14 protein-coding genes are annotated in these 18,447 nt (G+C 65.8%); 8 read left to right on the forward strand and 6 right to left on the reverse strand.

Annotated elements, in window-relative coordinates; translation table 11 throughout:
* The first annotated feature begins 24 nt into the window (after positions 1 to 24).
* Positions 25 to 2,655, forward strand: a complete 2,631-nt coding sequence (locus R2676_RS15805) for a DNA topoisomerase III (RefSeq protein ID WP_206273480.1) — start codon at positions 25 to 27, stop codon at positions 2,653 to 2,655.
* A 73-nt stretch (positions 2,656 to 2,728) separates the two neighbouring features.
* On the opposite strand, the gene R2676_RS15810 is transcribed toward R2676_RS15805, so the two are convergent.
* Complete coding sequence (locus tag R2676_RS15810; RefSeq protein ID WP_009239399.1) at positions 2,729 to 3,667, reverse strand: LysR family transcriptional regulator; 939 nt, start codon at positions 3,665 to 3,667, stop codon at positions 2,729 to 2,731.
* Positions 3,668 to 4,118: 451 nt separating this feature from the next.
* Between R2676_RS15810 and R2676_RS15815 the strand changes: the two genes are divergently transcribed.
* Complete coding sequence (locus R2676_RS15815; RefSeq protein ID WP_206273481.1) at positions 4,119 to 5,807, forward strand: AMP-binding protein; 1,689 nt, start codon at positions 4,119 to 4,121, stop codon at positions 5,805 to 5,807.
* A gap of 37 nt (positions 5,808 to 5,844) precedes the next feature.
* On the opposite strand, the gene rodA is transcribed toward R2676_RS15815, so the two are convergent.
* The 5 genes from rodA to R2676_RS15840 form a co-directional block, all read right to left on the reverse strand.
* On the reverse strand, positions 5,845 to 6,996 hold the full coding sequence (gene rodA, locus R2676_RS15820) for a rod shape-determining protein RodA (protein WP_037026347.1): 1,152 nt from the start codon (positions 6,994 to 6,996) through the stop codon (positions 5,845 to 5,847).
* Positions 6,997 to 7,019: 23 nt separating this feature from the next.
* Positions 7,020 to 9,425 (reverse strand): penicillin-binding protein 2, encoded by a 2,406-nt coding sequence (gene mrdA, locus R2676_RS15825; RefSeq protein ID WP_316857335.1) that lies wholly within the window; start codon positions 9,423 to 9,425, stop codon positions 7,020 to 7,022.
* A gap of 42 nt (positions 9,426 to 9,467) precedes the next feature.
* On the reverse strand, positions 9,468 to 9,980 hold the full coding sequence (gene mreD / locus R2676_RS15830; RefSeq protein ID WP_015856079.1) for a rod shape-determining protein MreD: 513 nt from the start codon (positions 9,978 to 9,980) through the stop codon (positions 9,468 to 9,470).
* Positions 9,981 to 9,996: 16 nt separating this feature from the next.
* The gene (mreC, locus tag R2676_RS15835; RefSeq protein WP_206272480.1) at positions 9,997 to 11,043 is read right to left on the reverse strand and encodes a rod shape-determining protein MreC; all 1,047 of its coding nucleotides are present in this window, start codon (positions 11,041 to 11,043) and stop codon (positions 9,997 to 9,999) included.
* A 239-nt stretch (positions 11,044 to 11,282) separates the two neighbouring features.
* Positions 11,283 to 12,326 (reverse strand): rod shape-determining protein, encoded by a 1,044-nt coding sequence (locus tag R2676_RS15840; protein WP_004628293.1) that lies wholly within the window; start codon positions 12,324 to 12,326, stop codon positions 11,283 to 11,285.
* Between the two features lie 491 nt (positions 12,327 to 12,817).
* Here R2676_RS15840 and gatC point away from each other — a divergent pair, with 491 nt between their 5' ends.
* The 6 genes from gatC to R2676_RS15870 all read left to right on the forward strand — a co-directional run bounded on the left by gatC (position 12,818) and on the right by R2676_RS15870 (position 18,441).
* Positions 12,818 to 13,117, forward strand: a complete 300-nt coding sequence (gatC, locus tag R2676_RS15845; RefSeq protein WP_004628291.1) for an Asp-tRNA(Asn)/Glu-tRNA(Gln) amidotransferase subunit GatC — start codon at positions 12,818 to 12,820, stop codon at positions 13,115 to 13,117.
* 97 nt (positions 13,118 to 13,214) lie between these two features.
* Positions 13,215 to 14,702: an Asp-tRNA(Asn)/Glu-tRNA(Gln) amidotransferase subunit GatA gene (gene gatA / locus R2676_RS15850; protein WP_316857337.1), complete on the forward strand. Its 1,488-nt coding sequence runs from the start codon at positions 13,215 to 13,217 to the stop codon at positions 14,700 to 14,702.
* Positions 14,703 to 14,740: 38 nt separating this feature from the next.
* A complete protein-coding gene (locus tag R2676_RS15855; protein WP_027678679.1) occupies positions 14,741 to 15,223 on the forward strand; it encodes a hypothetical protein in 483 nt (160 codons plus the stop codon).
* Complete coding sequence (locus R2676_RS15860; RefSeq protein WP_206272478.1) at positions 15,223 to 16,185, forward strand: dienelactone hydrolase family protein; 963 nt, start codon at positions 15,223 to 15,225, stop codon at positions 16,183 to 16,185. Before R2676_RS15855 ends, R2676_RS15860 begins: the two co-directional genes overlap by 1 nt.
* 85 nt (positions 16,186 to 16,270) lie before the next feature.
* Positions 16,271 to 17,737, forward strand: coding sequence for an Asp-tRNA(Asn)/Glu-tRNA(Gln) amidotransferase subunit GatB (gatB, locus tag R2676_RS15865; RefSeq protein WP_206272477.1), 1,467 nt, complete (start codon positions 16,271 to 16,273; stop codon positions 17,735 to 17,737).
* Between the two features lie 14 nt (positions 17,738 to 17,751).
* Complete coding sequence (locus tag R2676_RS15870) at positions 17,752 to 18,441, forward strand: DUF484 family protein (protein ID WP_045787719.1); 690 nt, start codon at positions 17,752 to 17,754, stop codon at positions 18,439 to 18,441.
* The last annotated feature ends 6 nt before the right edge of the window (positions 18,442 to 18,447 follow it).

Below are 18,447 nucleotides of genomic sequence, written 5' to 3' on the forward strand. Positions count from 1 at the left end.
TTGCGATCGCCAGGATCCGCTCACATGTCCAAGGCTCTCATCATTGCCGAAAAACCGTCGGTCGCCGCTGATATCGCGCGCGCGCTGGGTGGCTTCACCAAGCACGACGAGTACTTTGAGAGCGACGACTACGTCCTCTCGTCGGCGGTTGGCCACCTGGTCGAGATTGCCGCGCCGGATGAATACGAAGTCAAACGCGGCAAATGGAGCTTCGCGCATCTGCCCGTGATCCCGCCGCACTTTGACTTGCGCCCGATCGCCAAGTCGGAGTCGCGCCTGAAGGTGCTGACGCGCCTGATAAAGCGCAAGGACGTGACCAGCCTGATCAACGCATGTGACGCGGGGCGCGAAGGTGAATTGATCTTCCGTCTGATCGCGCAACACGCAAACACCAAGTTGCCGGTGAAGCGTCTGTGGCTGCAGTCGATGACGCCGCAGTCGATTCGGGACGGCTTTGCCAAGCTGCGCAGCGACGAAGAGATGATCCCGCTGGCCGATGCTGCGCGCTGCCGTTCCGAGGCCGACTGGCTCGTCGGCATCAATGGTACGCGTGCGATGACCGCGTTCAACAGCAAGGGCGGCGGCTTCTTCCTGACCACCGTGGGGCGCGTGCAAACGCCCACGCTGTCGATCGTGGTGGAGCGCGAAGAGAAGATCAAACGCTTCGTGCCGCGCGATTACTGGGAAGTGCGCGCCGAGTTCATCGCCGCGGCCGGCCTGTACGAAGGCCGCTGGTTTGACCCGAAGTTCAAGAAGAACGAGTTCGATCCCGAGCAGCGCGATTCGCGCCTGTGGAGCGAGGCCGAGGCCAAGAGCATCGTGGCTGCGTGCCGCGACAAGCCGGGTTCGGTGACGGAAGAATCGAAGCCGTCGACGCAGATGTCGCCGGCGCTGTTCGACCTGACCAGCCTGCAACGGGAGGCCAACGGCCGCTTCGGCTTTTCGGCCAAGAACACGCTGGGCCTGGCGCAGGCGCTGTATGAAAAGCACAAGGTGCTGACCTACCCGCGTACCGATTCGCGTGCGCTGCCCGAAGACTACATGGGCACGGTCAAGCAGACGCTGGACATGCTGGGCGAAAGCTCGCCCAACTATCTGACGCATGCGAAGAAGATCCTGGCCAACCAGTGGGTCAAGCCGAACAAGCGGATCTTCGACAACAGCAAGATCAGCGACCACTTCGCCATCATCCCGACGCTGCAGGCGCCGAAGAACCTCTCGGAGCCCGAGCAGAAACTGTACGACCTGGTGGTGCGCCGCTTCCTGGCAGTGTTCTTCCCGGCCGCCGAATACCAGGTCACCACGCGGATTACCGAGGTGGCGGGGCATCACTTCAAGACCGAAGGCAAGGTGCTGGTGAATCCGGGCTGGCTGGTCGTGTACGGCCGCGAGGCGCAGGGCGAAGACGCCAACCTCGTGCCGGTCGCCAAGGACGAGAAGGTCAAGACGGACAAGGTCGAGCCGGTCGGCCTGACCACCAAGCCGCCCGCACGCTACAACGAAGCGACGCTGCTGTCGGCCATGGAAGGTGCCGGCAAGCTCGTCGACGACGACGCGCTGCGCGAAGCGATGGCCGGCAAGGGCCTGGGCACGCCAGCGACGCGCGCGGCCATCATCGAAGGTCTGCTGACGGAAAAGTACCTCGTGCGCGAGGGCCGCGAGCTGATTCCGACGGCCAAGGCCTTCCAGCTGATGACGCTGCTGCGTGGCCTGGGCGTGGAAGAACTGACGCAGGCCGAGTTGACGGGCGGCTGGGAGCACAAGCTTTCGCTGATCGAACGCGGTCAGCTGGAGCGCGACGAATTCATGCGCGAGATCGCGCAGATGACGCAGCAGATCGTCAAGCGCGCCAAGGAATACGACAGCGACACCATCCCCGGCGACTACGCGACGCTCTCCACGCCGTGCCCGCAATGCGGCCACGTGGTCAAAGAGAACTACCGCCGCTTCGCCTGCAGCCACTGCGATTTCTCGATCAGCAAGATCCCGGGTGGCCGCCAGTTCGAGCTGGACGAGGTGGAAGAGCTGCTGACCAACAAGACCATCGGCCCGCTGCAGGGCTTCCGCAGCAAGATGGGCCGGCCGTTTGCGGCCATCCTCAAGCTGGCGCAGGAAGACGGTCACTGGAAGATGGAGTTCGACTTCGGCCAGAACGACGAAGACGATGGCGAGCCGGTCGATTTCTCCGGCCAGGAAAGCGTCGGCCACTGCCCGAAGTGCAACGGCAACGTCTACGAGCACGGCCTGAAGTACGTGTGCGAGAATGCCGTGGCGCAGCCCAAGACCTGCGACTTCACCACCGGCAAGATCATCCTGCAGCAGGAGATCAGCCGCGAGCAGTTGGCCAAGCTGCTGACCGAAGGCAAGACCGACCTGCTGACCGGCTTCAAGTCGGCACGCACAGGGCGCAACTTCAAGGCGTTCCTCGTCAAGCAGCCGGACGGCAAGATCGGCTTCGAATTCGAGCCGCGTGGCGAAGGCAAGGGCAAGCCCGGCGCCAAGACTGCGGCGAAGAAGTCGACGGCCGCCGCCAAGACGCCCGCTGCCAAGAAGGCGCCCGCCAAGACCGCAAGCAAGACGGCCGCAAAGAAGGCCCCGGCGCGCAAGAAAGCCGCTGAAGCCGAGGCCGACGAGGAAAGCACCAGCGAAACCTGATCGCGGTTTCGCGGGCGTCAATGCAAACGGGAGGACACTGTCCTCCCGTTTCGTTTTGGCGATGCGGCTCCGCTTATGCGGCTTCGCTGAGGCCGCGCCCAGCACGCGCCTCGCTGTGCTTGACCTCCATCGCCTGGGCCAGCATGTAGTCGATGAACGTCCGGACCTTCGTCGGCAGGAACTTGCGGCTTGGGTACACCAGCGACAGCGACCGGTGCGGCAGCTTGTATTGCGGCAGCACGCGCACCAGTCGTCCGGATTCCAGATCCGGCCGGGCCATGTACGACGACAGAATCGCGATGCCCATGTCGGCGAGCACCGCGCGGTGCATCAGTTCGGCATTGCTCGTGACGAGCGAGGGCTGCACCGGCACCGAGATCGACTGGCCGTCGGGCGTGCTCATCTCCCATTCGTGCCGCAGTTGCGGGTGCCACATGGCGATGACGCGGTGCTCGGCAATATCTTCGGCGCGCTGCGGCGTGGAATGCTGGCGGAGGTAGGCCGGCGTGGCGGCCATGACCATCTCGGCGGAAATCATGCGGCGTGCGACGAGGTGCGAGCCAAGGCCGAGTTCTGAAACCATGATGCCGACGTCACGGCCATCCTCGACGATGTCGATCGGGCGATCGGACAGCGCCACGTCAAACGTCACCTCGGGATAGAGCTGCTGGAAGCGCGCGAGCAGCATCGGCAGCACGTGCAGGCCGAACATCACCGGGGCGACGATGCGCAGGCCACCGACGAGCGCCTGGCTGCGCGAGGTGGCGAGCGATTCCGCCTCGTCAATGTCGAGCAGGATCTGCGCACAGCGCTGCAGGTAGGTTTCGCCCACGTCGGTCAGCGACAGGCTGCGCGTGGTGCGGTTGAGCAGGCGCGTGCCGAGATGCGCCTCAAGGTCGGCCACGTAGCGCGTGACCACGGCATTGCTCATCGACAGATGCTGGGCTGCCCGGGCGAAGCTGCCAAGCTCCACCACCTTGGAAAACACCCGCATCGACTGCAAACGATCCATTCCAGCCTCTCACATAATTTGTTGTCAAAAATAGAACAAATCTGTCATGACAGCAAATATTTAATATTGTCACAAGCAATTCACTGCCTAGGGGCGATCCCGGAATGTGAGCGCACGCTCAGGTCAGAATGTCGGCGGGGTTTGTGTCTGCGCTGTTTCATTGCCGTGGCTGCGTATCCGACTTCTCACCGATTGACGCCGTAGCAGATTTGCGCCGAGACTCTATACCGAACGGTAGATTTTTGTGGGATTCGTCTTGCGCGACGTCATGTTCGGCTCAAATCGTGGTGGAACAGGGTCTTGCGCAAATCGGTGCGGCGGTGGCCAAACGGCTTCGCCATACTCGAACGATGGATGCCGCGAACCCTGACCCGCATGAGCGCCCCGCAACGAGGGCTGCCATCACGGCCGATGTCTCGCTTTGCGAGGCCGCCGGCCGAGGAGACACAACATGACCATCCAGAACCGCGAACCGGTCAATTATCTGGCGGGCGAAATGCCGCTGCACCGGTATTGCGCCCACCATGCGCAGCAAACGCCCGAGCGCATCGCCCTGTTGTGGTATGGCCGCACGATCTGCTGGCGCGAGCTGGACCAAGCCTCGACGCGGCTGGCAGTGCAGTTGCGGCGGCTGGGCGTGACACGCGGCGATCGCGTTGCGCTGTTTCTGCACAACTGCCCGCAAGCCATCGTTGCGCATCTGGCCACGGCCAAGCTGGGCGGCATCGTCGTGCCGTGCGGGCCGCTGTCGCGTCAACACGAACTGCGCGACCAACTGGCCGATTCCGGCGCCAAAATCCTCGTGGCCGCGGCAGACCTGATGCCGATCGTCGAGGCCGCCCGGCCCGGCACGTCGGTCACGACCGTCATCACCACGCGCTATGCCGATCTGCAGCCCTCGCAGCCGGCGTGTCGCAAGGCGCTGGCCGTGCCGCCCGAGCTGATTGCCGCCGATGCCTCGTCTGCGCCGCCGCCCAAGAACAAGCCGGGCGCCGCGCAGCTGGATCTGATGCAGCTGATGGCCGAACCCGTGGATGTGGCCGAGCGCGATGCCGTGGCTGCCATCCAGGTTGGCTTGGATGAAGTGGCGCTGATGGTCTACACGTCCGGCACCACCGGCCGCCCGAAGGGGGCCATGCTGACGCACCGCAACGCGCTGTACAAAACGGCTGTCACGGTGCAGGTCGGTGGTATCCAGGCGGCCGATGTGCTGCTCGCCGTGGCGCCGCTGTCGCACATTGCCGGCATGCTGATGGGCATGAACGTGATGCTGTATTCCGGCGCGCCCACCATCCTGCTCTATCGTTTCGATCCGCTGGCCGTGCTGCAGGCCATCGATCGCTACCGCGTCACGTGGTGGTACAGCATGACGCCGATGAACCTCGCGGTGATGGCGCACCCGGATGCCGCGCAATACCGCATGGAATCGCTCGTGACCAACCCATGCACCAGCTTTGGCGTGACGTTGACGGAGGCGATTGCCGAGCAGTGGCGCGCCTTTGCCGGACCGCAGTGCCGAACCTACGAAGCTGCATACGGCCTGTCGGAAACGCATACCTGTGACGCCATCACGCCGGCCGATGCCCCGCGCTGGGGGTGGCACGGCAAGATCGTCCCGCAGACCGAGGTACGCATCGTCGACCCGCACACCGGCGCAGAATTGCCGCCCGGCCAGGCGGGCGAGATCACCATCCGCAGCCCCGGCGTGTTCCGCGGCTACTGGCAGCGCGACGAGGCCACGCGCGCCGTCCTGCACAACGGCTTTTTGCGCACCGGCGACATCGGCCAGGTCTCGCCCGACGGCTACCTTCAGTGGCAGGGCCGCATCAAGGAGATGATCAAGGTGTCGGGCTACAGCGTGTTCCCGGAGGAGGTCGAGGCGCTGCTGTCGCGCCACCCGGGCATCCGCCAGGTGGCTGTGACGCCCATTCCCGATCCCGATAAGGGCGAAGTCGTCTGCGCGCACGTGGTGCCGATGAACGGCGTGACGCTTTCGGAAGCCGAGCTGATTGCCTGGTCGCGCGACAACATGGCGCCGTACAAGGTGCCGCGGCGCGTGAAGTTCCACGATGCGCTGCCCGCCACCGCGACGGGCAAGGTGCTGCGAAGGTTGCTGCGCGAGGAGGCCATCGCCGCCTGAAAAACGAAACGGCCGCCAAATTCTGGCGGCCGTTTTGTCAGGTCTGCACGAAGCGTTTCTGTCGGGCGATGCTCATCAGGATGCCGATGCCCATGCCCAGCGTGACAAGCGCCGTTCCCCCGTAACTGATGAGTGGCAGCGGCACGCCCACCACAGGCAGGATGCCGCTCACCATGCCCATGTTGACGAAGGCATAGGTGAAGAAGATCAGCGTGATCGACCCTGCCAGCAGGCGCCCGAACAGCGTGCCTGCGTTGGCGGCAATGAAGAGCCCGCGCAGGATCAGCAGCAGATACAGGAACAGCAGCACGCCATTGCCCACCAGCCCGAATTCCTCGGAATACACCGCGAAAATGAAGTCGGTGTGCTTCTCGGGGATGAACTCCAGGTGGGTTTGCGTGCCCTTCAGCCATCCCTTGCCCGTCACGCCGCCCGAGCCGATGGCAATGATCGACTGGATGGTGTGGAAGCCCTTGCCGAGCGGGTCGGTGGTCGGATCGAGCAGCGTACAGACGCGGTGCTGCTGGTAGTCGTGCAGGATCGGCCAGTTCACGCCCGGCGCGCAGATGCGCGACTCGAACGACACCACCAGCGTGATCGCCGTCACCGCAACCACCAGCACCGGCACGATCAGCCGCCAAGACAGCCCGGCGAAGTAGATGACGTAGATGCCTGCCGCCAGCACCAGAAGCGCCGTGCCCAAGTCCGGCTGCTTGGCGATGAGCCCGACGGGAATCAGCAGCAGCAAGGCGGCAGCCAGATAGTCGTACCAGTGGATCACGCCCTCGCGCTTCTGGAAGTACCACGCCAGCATCAGCGGCATGGCGATCTTCATGATCTCGGAGGGCTGGACCACCACGCCGATATTGAGCCACCGCCGCGCGCCCTTGCGGATCAGGCCGAACGCCGCCACGCCAATCAACAACGCCACGCCGACAGTGTAGAGCGGCACCGCAAAGCGCATCAGCGTCTGCTGCGGCAGGTTGGCGATGATCCACATCAGCACGAACGACAGCAGGATGTTGCGGACCTGATCCTCCACCCGGCCCGGCATGTCGATGGCGGCCGAGTACAGCGCGATCAATCCGGTGCCGAGCAGCAGGAAGACGATCAGCGCCAGCGGGCCATCGAAGCCCGTGAAGAGCGACTTGATGACGTTGAATATGCGGCGCTTGTCCAGTTTGTCCATGGCGAAATCCTCAAGCGCAAATATCAGGGCGCGACCGGCTTGGAGGCCGGTTTCTGCGCAGGCTTCGGTGCCGGCTTGTTGCCGGGCTTGGCGTCCTTCGCCCCCTTGGGGGCGGTGGCCGGCGCCGAAGCCGGTGCGGCAGCGTTGCCTCGTCCGCGTGGCGGCAGTTCTGGTGCGGGTTGCGCATGCGACAGCGCCTGCAGCACCTGGGCGTCCAGCGTGGCCGGGGCGACGGCCTCGGCGCTGGTGCCGGCCTCGCGCAGGGCCGGTGCCACCAAGTCGGGCGACAGCGGCGGCACGCTGCGTGCAGCGCCCGCCGCGACCGACGACGCGGCCGGCGCCGAAGCGGCGGTAGCAGCACCGGCTGCGGAAGCCGCCACGCCCGAAGCGGCAGCCACCCCGGATGCCGGCTCTGCAGCCACCGGCGGCGCAGCCGTTGCGCTCGCGATGGTGGCCGTCTTGCCGGTCGAGAACACGCTCGGCGTATCCACCGGCGGTTGCTGCTGAGGTTTCGGCGCGGTGGCAGCCAGCTCCGCGGGCCACTTGCCGGTCAGGTAATAGTCCATCACGGCACGTGCGATTGGCGCGGCCGATGCAGCGCCGAAGCCCGCGTTTTCCACGATCAGCGCGAGCGCGATCTTCGGATGGTCTGCCGGCGCAAACGCCTCGAACAACGCGTGGTCGCGCTTGTTTTCGGGGATGGCGTGGTGGTTGTACTTTTCGTTCTTGCCCAGCGAATACACCTGCGCCGTGCCGGTCTTGCCCGCCGACACATACTGCGCACCGATGAATGCCTTGGCCGCCGTGCCGGCCTGGTTCACGCCCACCATGGCGCGCTTGATCACGTCGATGTTGGCCTGCTTGAGCGGAATCCGGTAGCTCTCGGTCGGCACGGTCAGCGAGCGCGACTTGGATAGCGAATCTTCAACGGCCTTCACCAGGTGGGGCTTCATCACCACGCCGTTGTTGGCCAGCGTCGATATCGCGTGCGCGAGCTGCAGGATGGTGAAGTTGTTGTAGCCCTGGCCGATGCCCAGCGAGATGGTTTCGCCGTCGTACCACTTCTGCTGCTCGGGGCGCTTGTAGGCTTTGCGCTTCCACTCGGTGGACGGCAGGATGCCCGTGCGCTCGCCCTCGATGTCGATGCCCGTGACCTGCCCGAAGCCGAACGGCTTCATGAAATCGTGGATGGCATTGACGCCCATGTCATTGGCGAGCCGGTAGTAATACGTGTCGCACGACGCCACGATGGAGCGGTACATGTCGACCCAGCCGTGCCCGCCCGGCACGTCATCGCGGAAGGTGTGGTTGCCCAGCGTGAACGAGCCGGGATCGGCCATGCCCCACTGCGGCGTGCGCTTGCCCAGCTCCAGCGCGCCCAGCGCCATGAACGGCTTGTACGTCGAGCCCGGCGGATAGGTGCCGCGCAGCGGGCGGTTCAGCAGCGGCTTGTCCGGCGAATTGTTCAGCTCGTTCCAGGTCGCGCTGTCGATCCCTTCAATGAACAGGTTCGGATCGAACGTCGGCTTGGAGACGAAAGCGAGGATGTCGCCCGTCTCCGGCTCAATCGCCACGAGGGCGCCGCGCCGGTTGCCGAAGAGCTGTTCGGCCAGCCGCTGCAGGTTGATGTCGAGCGACAGGATCAGGTTGTTGCCCGGCGTTGCCTGCGAGGTCGACAGCGTACGGATCGGGCGCCCGCCCGCGCTGACTTCCACCTCTTCGTAGCCCGTCAGGCCGTGCAATTCGGTTTCGTAGCTCTGCTCGATGCCGACCTTGCCGATGTATTCCGTGCCGCTGTAGTTGTTCGAATCCTTGCGCGGGTCGTACGCCACGCCGGGCTGGCTGTTGGCATCGCTCATGTTGTCGATGCGGTCCAGATCGCGCTCGGAGATGCGGCCGATGTAGCCGATCACGTGCGACGCCGAGTCGCCCAGCGGGTATTGGCGGAACAGCCGCGCATGCACGTCCACGCCCGGAAAGCGGAAGCGCTGCGCCGAGAACCGCGCGACCTCCTGGTCCGTCAGCTGGCTGCGGATCGGCAGGCTTTCGAAGCTGCGCGCATCTTCCATCAGGCGCTTGAAGCGGCGGCGGTCGCGCGGCTGGATATCGACCACCTGGGCAAGCTGGTCGATCGTGTTGTCGAGCGTGTCCTGCAGCTTGGACGGCGTGATCTCCAGCGTGTACGCCGAATAGTTGCGTGCCAGCACCACGCCGTTGCGGTCCATGATGATGCCGCGGTTGGGCTCGATCGGCGCGACCGAGATGCGGTTGTCTTCCGCCTTGGCCGAGTACTGCTCGTGCTTGACCTGCTGCAGCCAGAAGAAACGCGCCAGCAGCAGTCCGAAGCAGACCAGCACGAACAGGGCGGCCGCCGCCAGCCGCAGGCGGAAGCGCGACAGCTCCTGTTCGACGTTGCGGATTTCGGTCATGCCAGGTGAAGGCGAATAGCGGGGTGCATCAGATCGGCCGCCTTAGATCGGCCGAGTTTCGTCGACGCTTTCCGGGCGACGCTGCGGCGCCAGCAGGAAGGCGTTGGCGAACGGCCAGAGGGCAGCTTCGATCAGCGGCGGCAGGATGACCTGCCAGTCCGGCAGGTGCGCGCCCATCAGCAGGCGGATGACGATCGGCACGGCGTGCGCCAGCACCAGCAGCGGCAGCACGTGCAGCGCCTGCGACAGCACCGAGAACCACAGCACGCGCCGGTGAATCGTGATCGCAAAATACGACAGCATCGTGTAGGCCATCGCGTGTTCGCCAAGCAGACGCGCTTCGTGCACGTCCATCAGCAGGCCCAGCAGGAAAGCCACCACCATGCCCACGCGGCGCGGCTGATGGATGTTCCAGAACACCAGCACCAGCGCCACCAGATCGGGAATCCACTGCATGTGGCCCCACGGCATCAGGTTGAACAGGAACGCCAGCACGAAGCTGAAGGCGATGAAGCCAGGGTTGACCGGGCGCAGCAGGTATTGGGGCGAGTTCATGATCGATGGCCTCGCTTCAGCGTTTTTGCGCTGAATCGGTGTCCAGCGGATTGCCGTCGGCGTCGGTCGGGCGCGGCGGCGGGGCGTTTTCTTCGGCTGCCGGCGCGGGTGCCGGCACATTGGCTTCGGCGGCGGCGCGTGCGGCGCGGTCCTTTTCTTCGCGGGCGTCGCGGGCAGCGTTCTTGCCCTTGGCTGCGGGCGGCGGCGACAGATCCGTCGGCGGCGGGAAGCCCGATTCGTACTTCACGATCAGCAGGTGCCGGTTGCTGCGGATGCCGGCCACCGGCTCGCAAATCACGCGCGAGAACGCGGTATCAGCCTTGCGCTCGATTTGCGAAATACGCGCCACCGGCAGGCCCGCCGGATAGACGCCGTCCAGCCCCGACGTGACCAGCAGGTCGCCCTGTTGCAAATCGGCCGAGGCGGCCATGAAGCGCAGGTCCAGCGCGCCCGGTCGCGCCCCGCCAAAGGCCACGCTGCGCAGGCCGTTGCGTACCACCTCCACGGGGATCGCCTGGTCCTTGTCCGTCAGCAGCGTGACTTGCGATTCGAACAGCGAGACGCGCGTCACTTGCCCGACCACGCCGCGATCGTCGATGACGGGGTAGCCCGCGCGCACGCCGTCCTTCGAGCCGCGATCGATCACGATGCGCTGCGTATAAGGGTCACGTGCTTCGTAGAGGACTTCCGCCGCCACCGTCGGCACCGCCGCGTGCTGCTTCAGATTCAGCAGCGTGCGCAGATTGCGGTTCTCGGCTTCGAGCTGCGAGGCGCGCAGCGATTGCTGCGCCTGGGCAACGGCCGATTCGCGCAGAGTGCGGTTATCGACGGCCAGCTTGGTGGACGACTGCGTGTAATCGAGCGCGGCGCGCGCCGTATCGCGAGGAATCAGCACCAGGCGCTCGACCGGGTACAGGATGACCGACACGACTTGCCGGACCACGCCCAGCACGGACATGCGGGCATCGATCACCAGCAATGCAAGCGCAAGCGCGAGCAAGGCGACCAGCCGCGCGGTGGCGGACGGGCCCTGCTTGAAGAGGGGCGGCGGGGAGTAATCCATGACCCGGACGCTTCAAATGGGCACGGCAGACGCGTGACGGTCAACGTCAAGGTCAACGGCCTGCCGGCAACAGATTGGGTGTGGCGCTGGTGCGGTGCCGAAGCCCTGGGTGGGCGAAGCACGGCGCACCGGCGCGAGACGCATCTCAGCGGTCCGCGAAGGCGGCTGGCGTGACCAGAACGGCAGTCACGAAATCGGCCGCAACAGCGGAACGCGGATCGGCGTGGCGCATGGTCCCGTTATTCGTACGAGAAGATGCTGCCGAGCTTGTCCATGCGTTCGAGCGCCATGCCCGAGCCGCGCACCACGCAGGTCAGCGGATCTTCGGCCACCAGCACCGGCAGGCCGGTTTCTTCGGCCAGCAGGCGGTCCAGGTCGCGCAGCAGTGCGCCGCCGCCGGTGAGCATCATGCCGCGCTCGGCAATGTCGGCGCCCAGTTCCGGCGGGGTTTGTTCCAGAGCGATCTTCACCGACGAGACGATCTGGTTCAGCGGGTCGGTCAGTGCTTCCAGGATTTCGTTGGACGACACCGTGAAGGCGCGCGGAATGCCTTCCGACAGGTTGCGGCCCTTCACTTCCATCTCGCGCACTTCCGAACCCGGGAAGGCCGAGCCGATTTCCTTCTTGATGGCTTCGGCGGTCTGTTCGCCGATCAGCATGCCGTAGTTGCGGCGGATGTAGTTGACGATGGCCTCGTCGAACTTGTCTCCGCCCACGCGCACGCTGCCCTTGTAGACCATGCCGCCCAGCGAGATGATGCCCACCTCGGTGGTGCCGCCGCCAATGTCCACCACCATCGAGCCCGACGGCTCCGACACCGGCAGGCCGGCGCCAATGGCAGCCGCCATCGGCTCTTCAATCAGATACACCTGCGATGCCCCGGCGCCCAGCGCCGATTCACGGATGGCGCGCCGCTCGACCTGGGTCGAACCGCACGGCACGCAGATGATGATGCGCGGGCTCGGGCGCAGCAGCTTGGTGTCGTGCACCATCTTGATGAACTGCTTGAGCATCTGCTCGGTGACGGTGAAGTCGGCGATCACGCCGTCTTTCATCGGGCGGATGGCCTCGATATTGCCCGGCACCTTGCCCAGCATCTGCTTGGCTTCCTTGCCGACCGCCTGGATGGTCTTCTTGGCGTTCGGGCCGCCTTCCTGGCGAATGGCCACCACCGACGGCTCATCAAGGACGATGCCCTTGTCGCGGACGTAGATCAGGGTGTTGGCGGTGCCGAGGTCGATCGCGAGATCGTTGGAGAAATAGCTGCGCAAAAAGCCGAACATCGAATGAATCCTGTTTTTCGAGTCATGGGCGACCCAGCAGCAGGATTGCGGCGCAACGGCTGCACCAACGCGCGGACGTCGCAAGGGCATGCCATGCGGTCCGATCCTGCTACTGCGCTCCCGGGAATGTCGCGGGCTCCGTGGTGGTCGACGGTGGGGTGCCGTGGCACTGGCCATCCTGCCGAGGCTGGGCCGCCCGGAGAGGGGGCCCCCAAGGAACCTTTGATTAAGTGTCGCCTGATGCTGACGGTGCGACTGCCGGGAGGTTCCCCGGGTACTTAATCAGAGGGTCCGTGACTGCACGAAGTCGCCTGCTGACTTAGAAATTTAGTCAGCAATCATACCTTATAATTCGAGCGTTTCGCGGGCGTTTGGCGCCAAATTTGCGGCAAATCGGCGCTGTCAGCGCCCAACCTGAGCGGTCTTTGCGCGCAGTAGCCGTCGCTTGCCGTACGTTGCCCGCCCGCCGCTGCACTCACTGACCCACTCCGATGGCACTCGAACTCTCCGACGTCAAACGCATCGCCCATCTCGCCCGTATCGAAGTCTCTGAAGGCGAGGCGGCCCAGACCCTCACCCAGCTCAACCAGTTTTTCTCGCTGGTCGAGCAGATGCAGGCCGTGGACACCACCGGCATCGAGCCGATGGCCCACCCGATCGAGCAGGTCCAGGCGCAAGCCCAGCGTCTGCGCGACGATGCCGTCACCGAGGCCGACCGCCGTGCGGACTACCAGCAATGCGCCCCGGCCACCGAAGCCGGCCTGTACCTCGTGCCCAAGGTGATCGAGTAACCCGCGCAATCCGCGTAAACGGCGCGTCCGCGCTTGTCTTGAGCCCACTCCATTCGACGTCGCCGGCCGCTGCCGGCAGCCCATCCGAACGTATTCGATGACCGCATCCACGATCAAAGCCCTGTCTGCCCAACTTGCCGCCAAGGAGGTTTCGGCGGAGGAACTGGCGCGCCATTACCTGTCGCGCATCGAGGCCGGGGCGCACCTCAACGCCTTTACCCATGTCGACGCCGAGGCGACGCTTGCCCAGGCGCGGGCCGCCGACGCACGCATCGCGGCCGGCAACGCGGCGCCGCTGACCGGCGTGCCGATCGCGCACAAGGACGTGTTCGTCACCCGCGGCTGGCGCGCCACGGCGGGCTCCAAGATGCTCGGCAACTACGTCAGCCCGTTTGACGCCACCGTGGTCGAACGCCTGGGCGCGGCCGGCATGGTGACGCTGGGCAAGACCAACATGGACGAATTCGCGATGGGCTCGTCCAACGAGAACTCGGCGTTCGGCGCGGTCAAGAACCCGTGGAACCTCGAACACGTGCCGGGCGGCTCGTCGGGCGGCTCTGCCGCGGCGGTGGCGGCCGATCTGGCGCCCGCCGCCACCGGAACGGACACCGGCGGCTCGATCCGCCAGCCGGCATCGTTCTCGGGCATTACCGGGATCAAGCCGACGTACGGCCGCGTGTCGCGCTACGGCATGATCGCCTTCGCCTCGTCGCTGGATCAGGGCGGCCCGATGGCCCGCACGGCCGAGGACTGCGCGCTGCTGCTGTCTGCCATGGCCGGCTTTGACCCGCGTGATTCCACCAGCCTGGAACCCGGCCGCGGCGGCGATGTGGAAGACTTCGGCCGCCTGCTCGGCCAGCCGCTGCAAGGCGCCGATGCTGCCCGCCCGCTGGCCGGCCTGCGCATCGGTCTGCCCAAGGAGTATTTCGGCGAAGGCCTGGCCGACGACGTTCGCGCCGCGGTGCGCGCCGCGCTGGCCGAGCTGGAAAAGCTCGGCGCCACGCTGGTCGACATCAGCCTGCCGAAGACCGAACTGTCGATCCCGACGTATTACGTGATCGCCCCGGCCGAGGCCTCGTCCAACCTGTCGCGCTTTGACGGCGTGCGTTACGGCCACCGCGCGGCGGAATACCGCGATCTGGCCGACATGTACCGCAAGTCCCGCGCCGAAGGGTTCGGCTGGGAGGTCAAGCGCCGCATCCTGGTGGGCACCTACGTGCTGTCCCACGGCTACTACGACGCCTATTACCTCCAGGCGCAGAAGATCCGCCGGATCATCGCGCAGGATTTCCAGAACGCATTCGCGCAGTGCGACGTGATCATGGGCCCCGTCGCCCCGACCGTTGCCTGGAAGATCGGCGAGAAGAGCGACGATCCGGTGCAGATGTACCTCGAAGACATCTTCACGCTGTCGACCAGCTTGGCGGGCCTGCCGGGCATGAGCGTGCCGGCCGGTTTCGGCGCAAACGGCCTGCCGGTTGGCTTGCAGATCATCGGCAACTATTTTGAAGAGGCGCGAATGCTGCAGATCGCGCATGCGTTCCAGCAGGCGACCGACTGGCACAACCGCCAGCCGGCGGCCTGAGGCCAGTTCCGACGTACCGCTCCACGCAGGAGGCACGCATGAACCACCGCATCCGCACTGCACTCGGGCTGGCGCTTGCCGCCGGCCTGCTGGCGGCGTGCGTGCCGATTCCGCTGCCGTCGATTCCCGGCATCAGCCGGCCGTCGAAGCCGCCGCCGATTTCCGACCGCCGCATCGACATCAACGGCTACTGCAGCCAGACCGAAGAAGACGGTTTCCGCGAGCAGGCGACGCTTACGGTGGCTGACAACAACGTCAGCGCCATGCAATGGCAGTTGTGGGTTGGCCGGCGCGGCTCGTGCCAGTTCGACCTGTCGACGTTCCAGCAGACCAAGCGCCGCCCCAGCATCGAGCTGCGCGAGCGCTACGGCAATTGCACGCTGATGGTTTGGCAGGACCCGCGCCGCGTCACGCTGGCACACGCCAACTGTGAAGCGCATTGCACGCCCGGCATCTATGAAGAAGCCTGGCCGGTGATGTTCGACCCGCAAACGGGCCAATGCGCCCGGAATGCCCGGTGATGCGCCGATCGCTTCGCGTGGTGGCGGCGCTGACCAGCGCCCTGGCGCTGCGCGCGTTCGCGCAACCGACGCCCGACGCTGAAGGCGCCCTGCCGGATATGCCGGCGGCGCGTGCGCCGTCGTCGGCGGAGCTGGGCGTGCAGACGGTGGAGATTCCGCGTGCGTCGGTGAAAGACGCCGACGATGCGCCGCCAACGTTGACTGCCTACTGGGTCGCGTCGCCCGTCAAGGCGCCCGCGACCGGCACGCCGGTGGTGATCGCGCTGCACGGCTGCAGCGGCCTGTATACGCCGGCCGGGGCGGATGCCAAGGCGCTGGGCTCGCGGTATCGCGGTTATGCGCAGTGGCTCGGCGCGCGTGGTTACGCGGTGGTGTTTCCGGACAGTTTCGGCCCGCGCGGCAAACCGCACGGCATCTGCACCGAACGCACCGCCACGCGCGATATCAACGGTGCCGTGCGCCGCGCCGACGTGCTGGCCACGATCCGCTGGGTAGCGGGGCAGCCGGGCGTGGACGCGCGCCGCATCGTGCTGCTCGGCTGGTCCAACGGCGCGCAGGCCGTGCTGGAGGCGGTGGATGCCAGCCGCGCCTGGCCGGCCGATACGCCTGCCGTCAATCGCGCGGTGGCGTTCTATCCGGGCTGTGCGTCGGCACAGAAGCGGCCGGACTATCGGCTCAACGCGCCATTGCTGCTGCTGGCCGGCGGCAACGACGACTGGACCCCGGCCGATCACTGCCAGGCGCTGCAGACGGCCGTCCTGGCGCGGCAGCCGCAGGCCCGTTTCGAGCTGGACATGTTCGGCGGCGCGTATCACGGCTTCGACGGCACGGCGTCGGTCACCGAGCGCAACGGCATCCCCAAGGGACGTCGCTACGGCACGGTCACGGTCGGCGGTGATCCGGCAGCGCGTGAGGCCGCGTTTGCGAAGCTCGCGGCGTGGCTCGATGCGCCGCATCCCTGATCGCAGCAAGGCAAGAACACCTGAATACCTGAACACTTGAGTACCTAGACATTCACACCACAACAATCGACAGGACACACGCAACATGCAATGGGAAGTGGTGATCGGCCTCGAGACGCACACGCAGCTCTCGACGGTCTCGAAGATTTTCTCCGGCGCGTCCACCGCCTTTGGCGCGGCGCCCAACACGCAAGCGGCGCCCGTTGACCTGGCGCTGCCGGGCGTGCTGCCGGTGCTGAACAAGGGCGCCGTCGAGCGCGCCATCGTGTTCGGCTTGGCCATCGGCGCCAAGATCGCGCCCAAGAGCATCTTCGCGCGCAAGAATTACTTCTACCCCGATCTGCCCAAGGGCTACCAGATCAGCCAGTACGAGATCCCGGTGGTGCAGGGCGGCACGCTGACCATCCAGGTGGAAGGCAAGAACGGCCAGCCCGGTTATGAGAAGACCGTGCAGCTCACGCGCGCCCACCTGGAAGAAGATGCGGGCAAATCGCTGCACGAAGACTTTGCCGGCATGACGGGCATCGACCTGAACCGCGCCGGCACGCCGCTGCTCGAAATCGTCACCGAGCCCGACATGCGCAGCGCAGCCGAGGCCGTTGCTTACGCCAAGGCGCTGCACGCCCTGGTGATGTGGCTGGGCATCTGCGACGGCAACATGCAGGAAGGCAGCTTCCGTTGCGACGCGAACGTGTCGGTGCGCCCGGGCCCGGATGCGCCGTTCGGCACGCGCTGCGAAATCAAGAACCTGAACTCCTTCCGCTTCCTGGAAGAGGCGATCAACTACGAAGTGCGCCGCCAGATCGAGCTGATCGAAGACGGCGGCACCGTGGTGCAGGAAACGCGCCTGTACGATCCGGACCGCAAGGAAACGCGCTCGATGCGCAGCAAGGAAGACGCGCAGGATTACCGCTACTTCCCCGATCCCGACCTGCTGCCGCTCGTCATTGGCGACGATTGGATCGAGCGCGTGCGCGCCACGCTGCCCGAACTGCCGGCCGCCATGGCCGCACGCTTTGAATCGGCCTACGGCCTGCCGAAGTACGACGCGAGCATCCTCACCGCCACCAAGGCGACGGCGGCGTATTTCGAAGCCGTCGTGGCGGATGCGGGCGCTGCCAACGCCAAGGCCGCGGCCAACTGGATCATGGGCGAGGTCGCCTCGAACCTGAACCGCGCCGACCTGGACATCGATGCTGCGCCGGTGTCGCCCGCGCAACTGGCCAAGCTGCTCGGGCGCATTGCCGACGGCACGATCAGCAACAACACGGCCAAGAAGGACGTCTTCCCCGCCATGTGGGCCGGCGAGCACGGCGGCGATGCCGACGCGATCATCGCCGAGAAGGGCCTGAAGCAGATGTCGGATTCGGGCGAGCTGGAGAAGATCATCGACGACGTGCTGGCCGCCAATGCCAAGTCGGTCGAGGAATTCCGCGCCGGCAAGGAGAAGGCCTTCAACGCGCTGGTCGGCCAGGCCATGAAGGCCACGCGCGGCAAGGCCAACCCCGCACAAGTCAACGAACTGCTGAAGAAGAAACTCGGCGCAGCCTGATGAGCACCTCCACGATGAACGCACAAGACGTCGCCAACTACCTGCAGGCGCATCCGGCCTTCTTTGAAGAGCACGCCGAGCTGCTGGCCGCCATTCAATTGACGAGCCCGCACAGCCATCGCGCGGTGTCGCTGCAGGAGCGCCAGATGGAAATCCTGCGCGACAAGAACAAGCACCTCGAACTCAAGCTGTCGGACCTGATGCGCCACGGCAACGAGAACGACCGCACGCAGCAGCGCGTGCACGCGTGGACGACGCGCCTGCTGGGCGAGGCCGACACGCATGCGCTGCCGTACGCCGTGCAGGATGGTCTGCGCGAAATCTTTGACGTGCCCGCTGTGGCGCTGCGCGTGTGGCAGGTCGGCGAGGAATTTGCACACCTCGAAGTCGCGCAGGGCGTGAGCGAGGAAGTGCGCCTGTTTGCGGCCGGCCTGCGTGCGCCGTATTGCGGCGCCAATGCCGGCTTTGAAGCGGCCGGCTGGCTCGATACGTCGGATACCGGCGGCGCGCCCATCGAATCGCTCGCCATTGTCACGTTGCGCGTGCCGGTGCGTGGCGATGCCGATGCCAGCGCTGCGCCGGCATTCGGCCTGCTGGTGCTCGGCTCGCCGGACGCCCGCCGCTTCCATGACGGCATGGGCACGACCTACCTCGCGCAGATCGGCGAACTGGCCGCTGCCGCGCTCAACCGCCTGCGCGACTGAGCGCAG

This window comes from Ralstonia flatus (assembly GCF_958439105.1).
GTDB classification, from domain to species: domain Bacteria; phylum Pseudomonadota; class Gammaproteobacteria; order Burkholderiales; family Burkholderiaceae; genus Ralstonia; species Ralstonia flatus.

Bases quoted from the DNA above. Each gene is read 5' to 3' on its own strand.
- R2676_RS15805 (WP_206273480.1), top strand. From the start codon at position 25: ATGTCCAAGGCTCTCATCATTGCCGAAAAACCGTCGGTCGCCGCTGAT.
- R2676_RS15810 (WP_009239399.1), bottom strand. From the start codon at position 3,667: ATGGATCGTTTGCAGTCGATGCGGGTGTTTTCCAAGGTGGTGGAGCTT.
- R2676_RS15815 (WP_206273481.1), top strand. From the start codon at position 4,119: ATGACCATCCAGAACCGCGAACCGGTCAATTATCTGGCGGGCGAAATG.
- rodA (WP_037026347.1), bottom strand. From the start codon at position 6,996: ATGGACAAACTGGACAAGCGCCGCATATTCAACGTCATCAAGTCGCTC.
- mrdA (WP_316857335.1), bottom strand. From the start codon at position 9,425: ATGACCGAAATCCGCAACGTCGAACAGGAGCTGTCGCGCTTCCGCCTG.
- mreD (WP_015856079.1), bottom strand. From the start codon at position 9,980: ATGAACTCGCCCCAATACCTGCTGCGCCCGGTCAACCCTGGCTTCATC.
- mreC (WP_206272480.1), bottom strand. From the start codon at position 11,043: ATGGATTACTCCCCGCCGCCCCTCTTCAAGCAGGGCCCGTCCGCCACC.
- R2676_RS15840 (WP_004628293.1), bottom strand. From the start codon at position 12,326: ATGTTCGGCTTTTTGCGCAGCTATTTCTCCAACGATCTCGCGATCGAC.
- gatC (WP_004628291.1), top strand. From the start codon at position 12,818: ATGGCACTCGAACTCTCCGACGTCAAACGCATCGCCCATCTCGCCCGT.
- gatA (WP_316857337.1), top strand. From the start codon at position 13,215: ATGACCGCATCCACGATCAAAGCCCTGTCTGCCCAACTTGCCGCCAAG.
- R2676_RS15855 (WP_027678679.1), top strand. From the start codon at position 14,741: ATGAACCACCGCATCCGCACTGCACTCGGGCTGGCGCTTGCCGCCGGC.
- R2676_RS15860 (WP_206272478.1), top strand. From the start codon at position 15,223: ATGCGCCGATCGCTTCGCGTGGTGGCGGCGCTGACCAGCGCCCTGGCG.
- gatB (WP_206272477.1), top strand. From the start codon at position 16,271: ATGCAATGGGAAGTGGTGATCGGCCTCGAGACGCACACGCAGCTCTCG.
- R2676_RS15870 (WP_045787719.1), top strand. From the start codon at position 17,752: ATGAACGCACAAGACGTCGCCAACTACCTGCAGGCGCATCCGGCCTTC.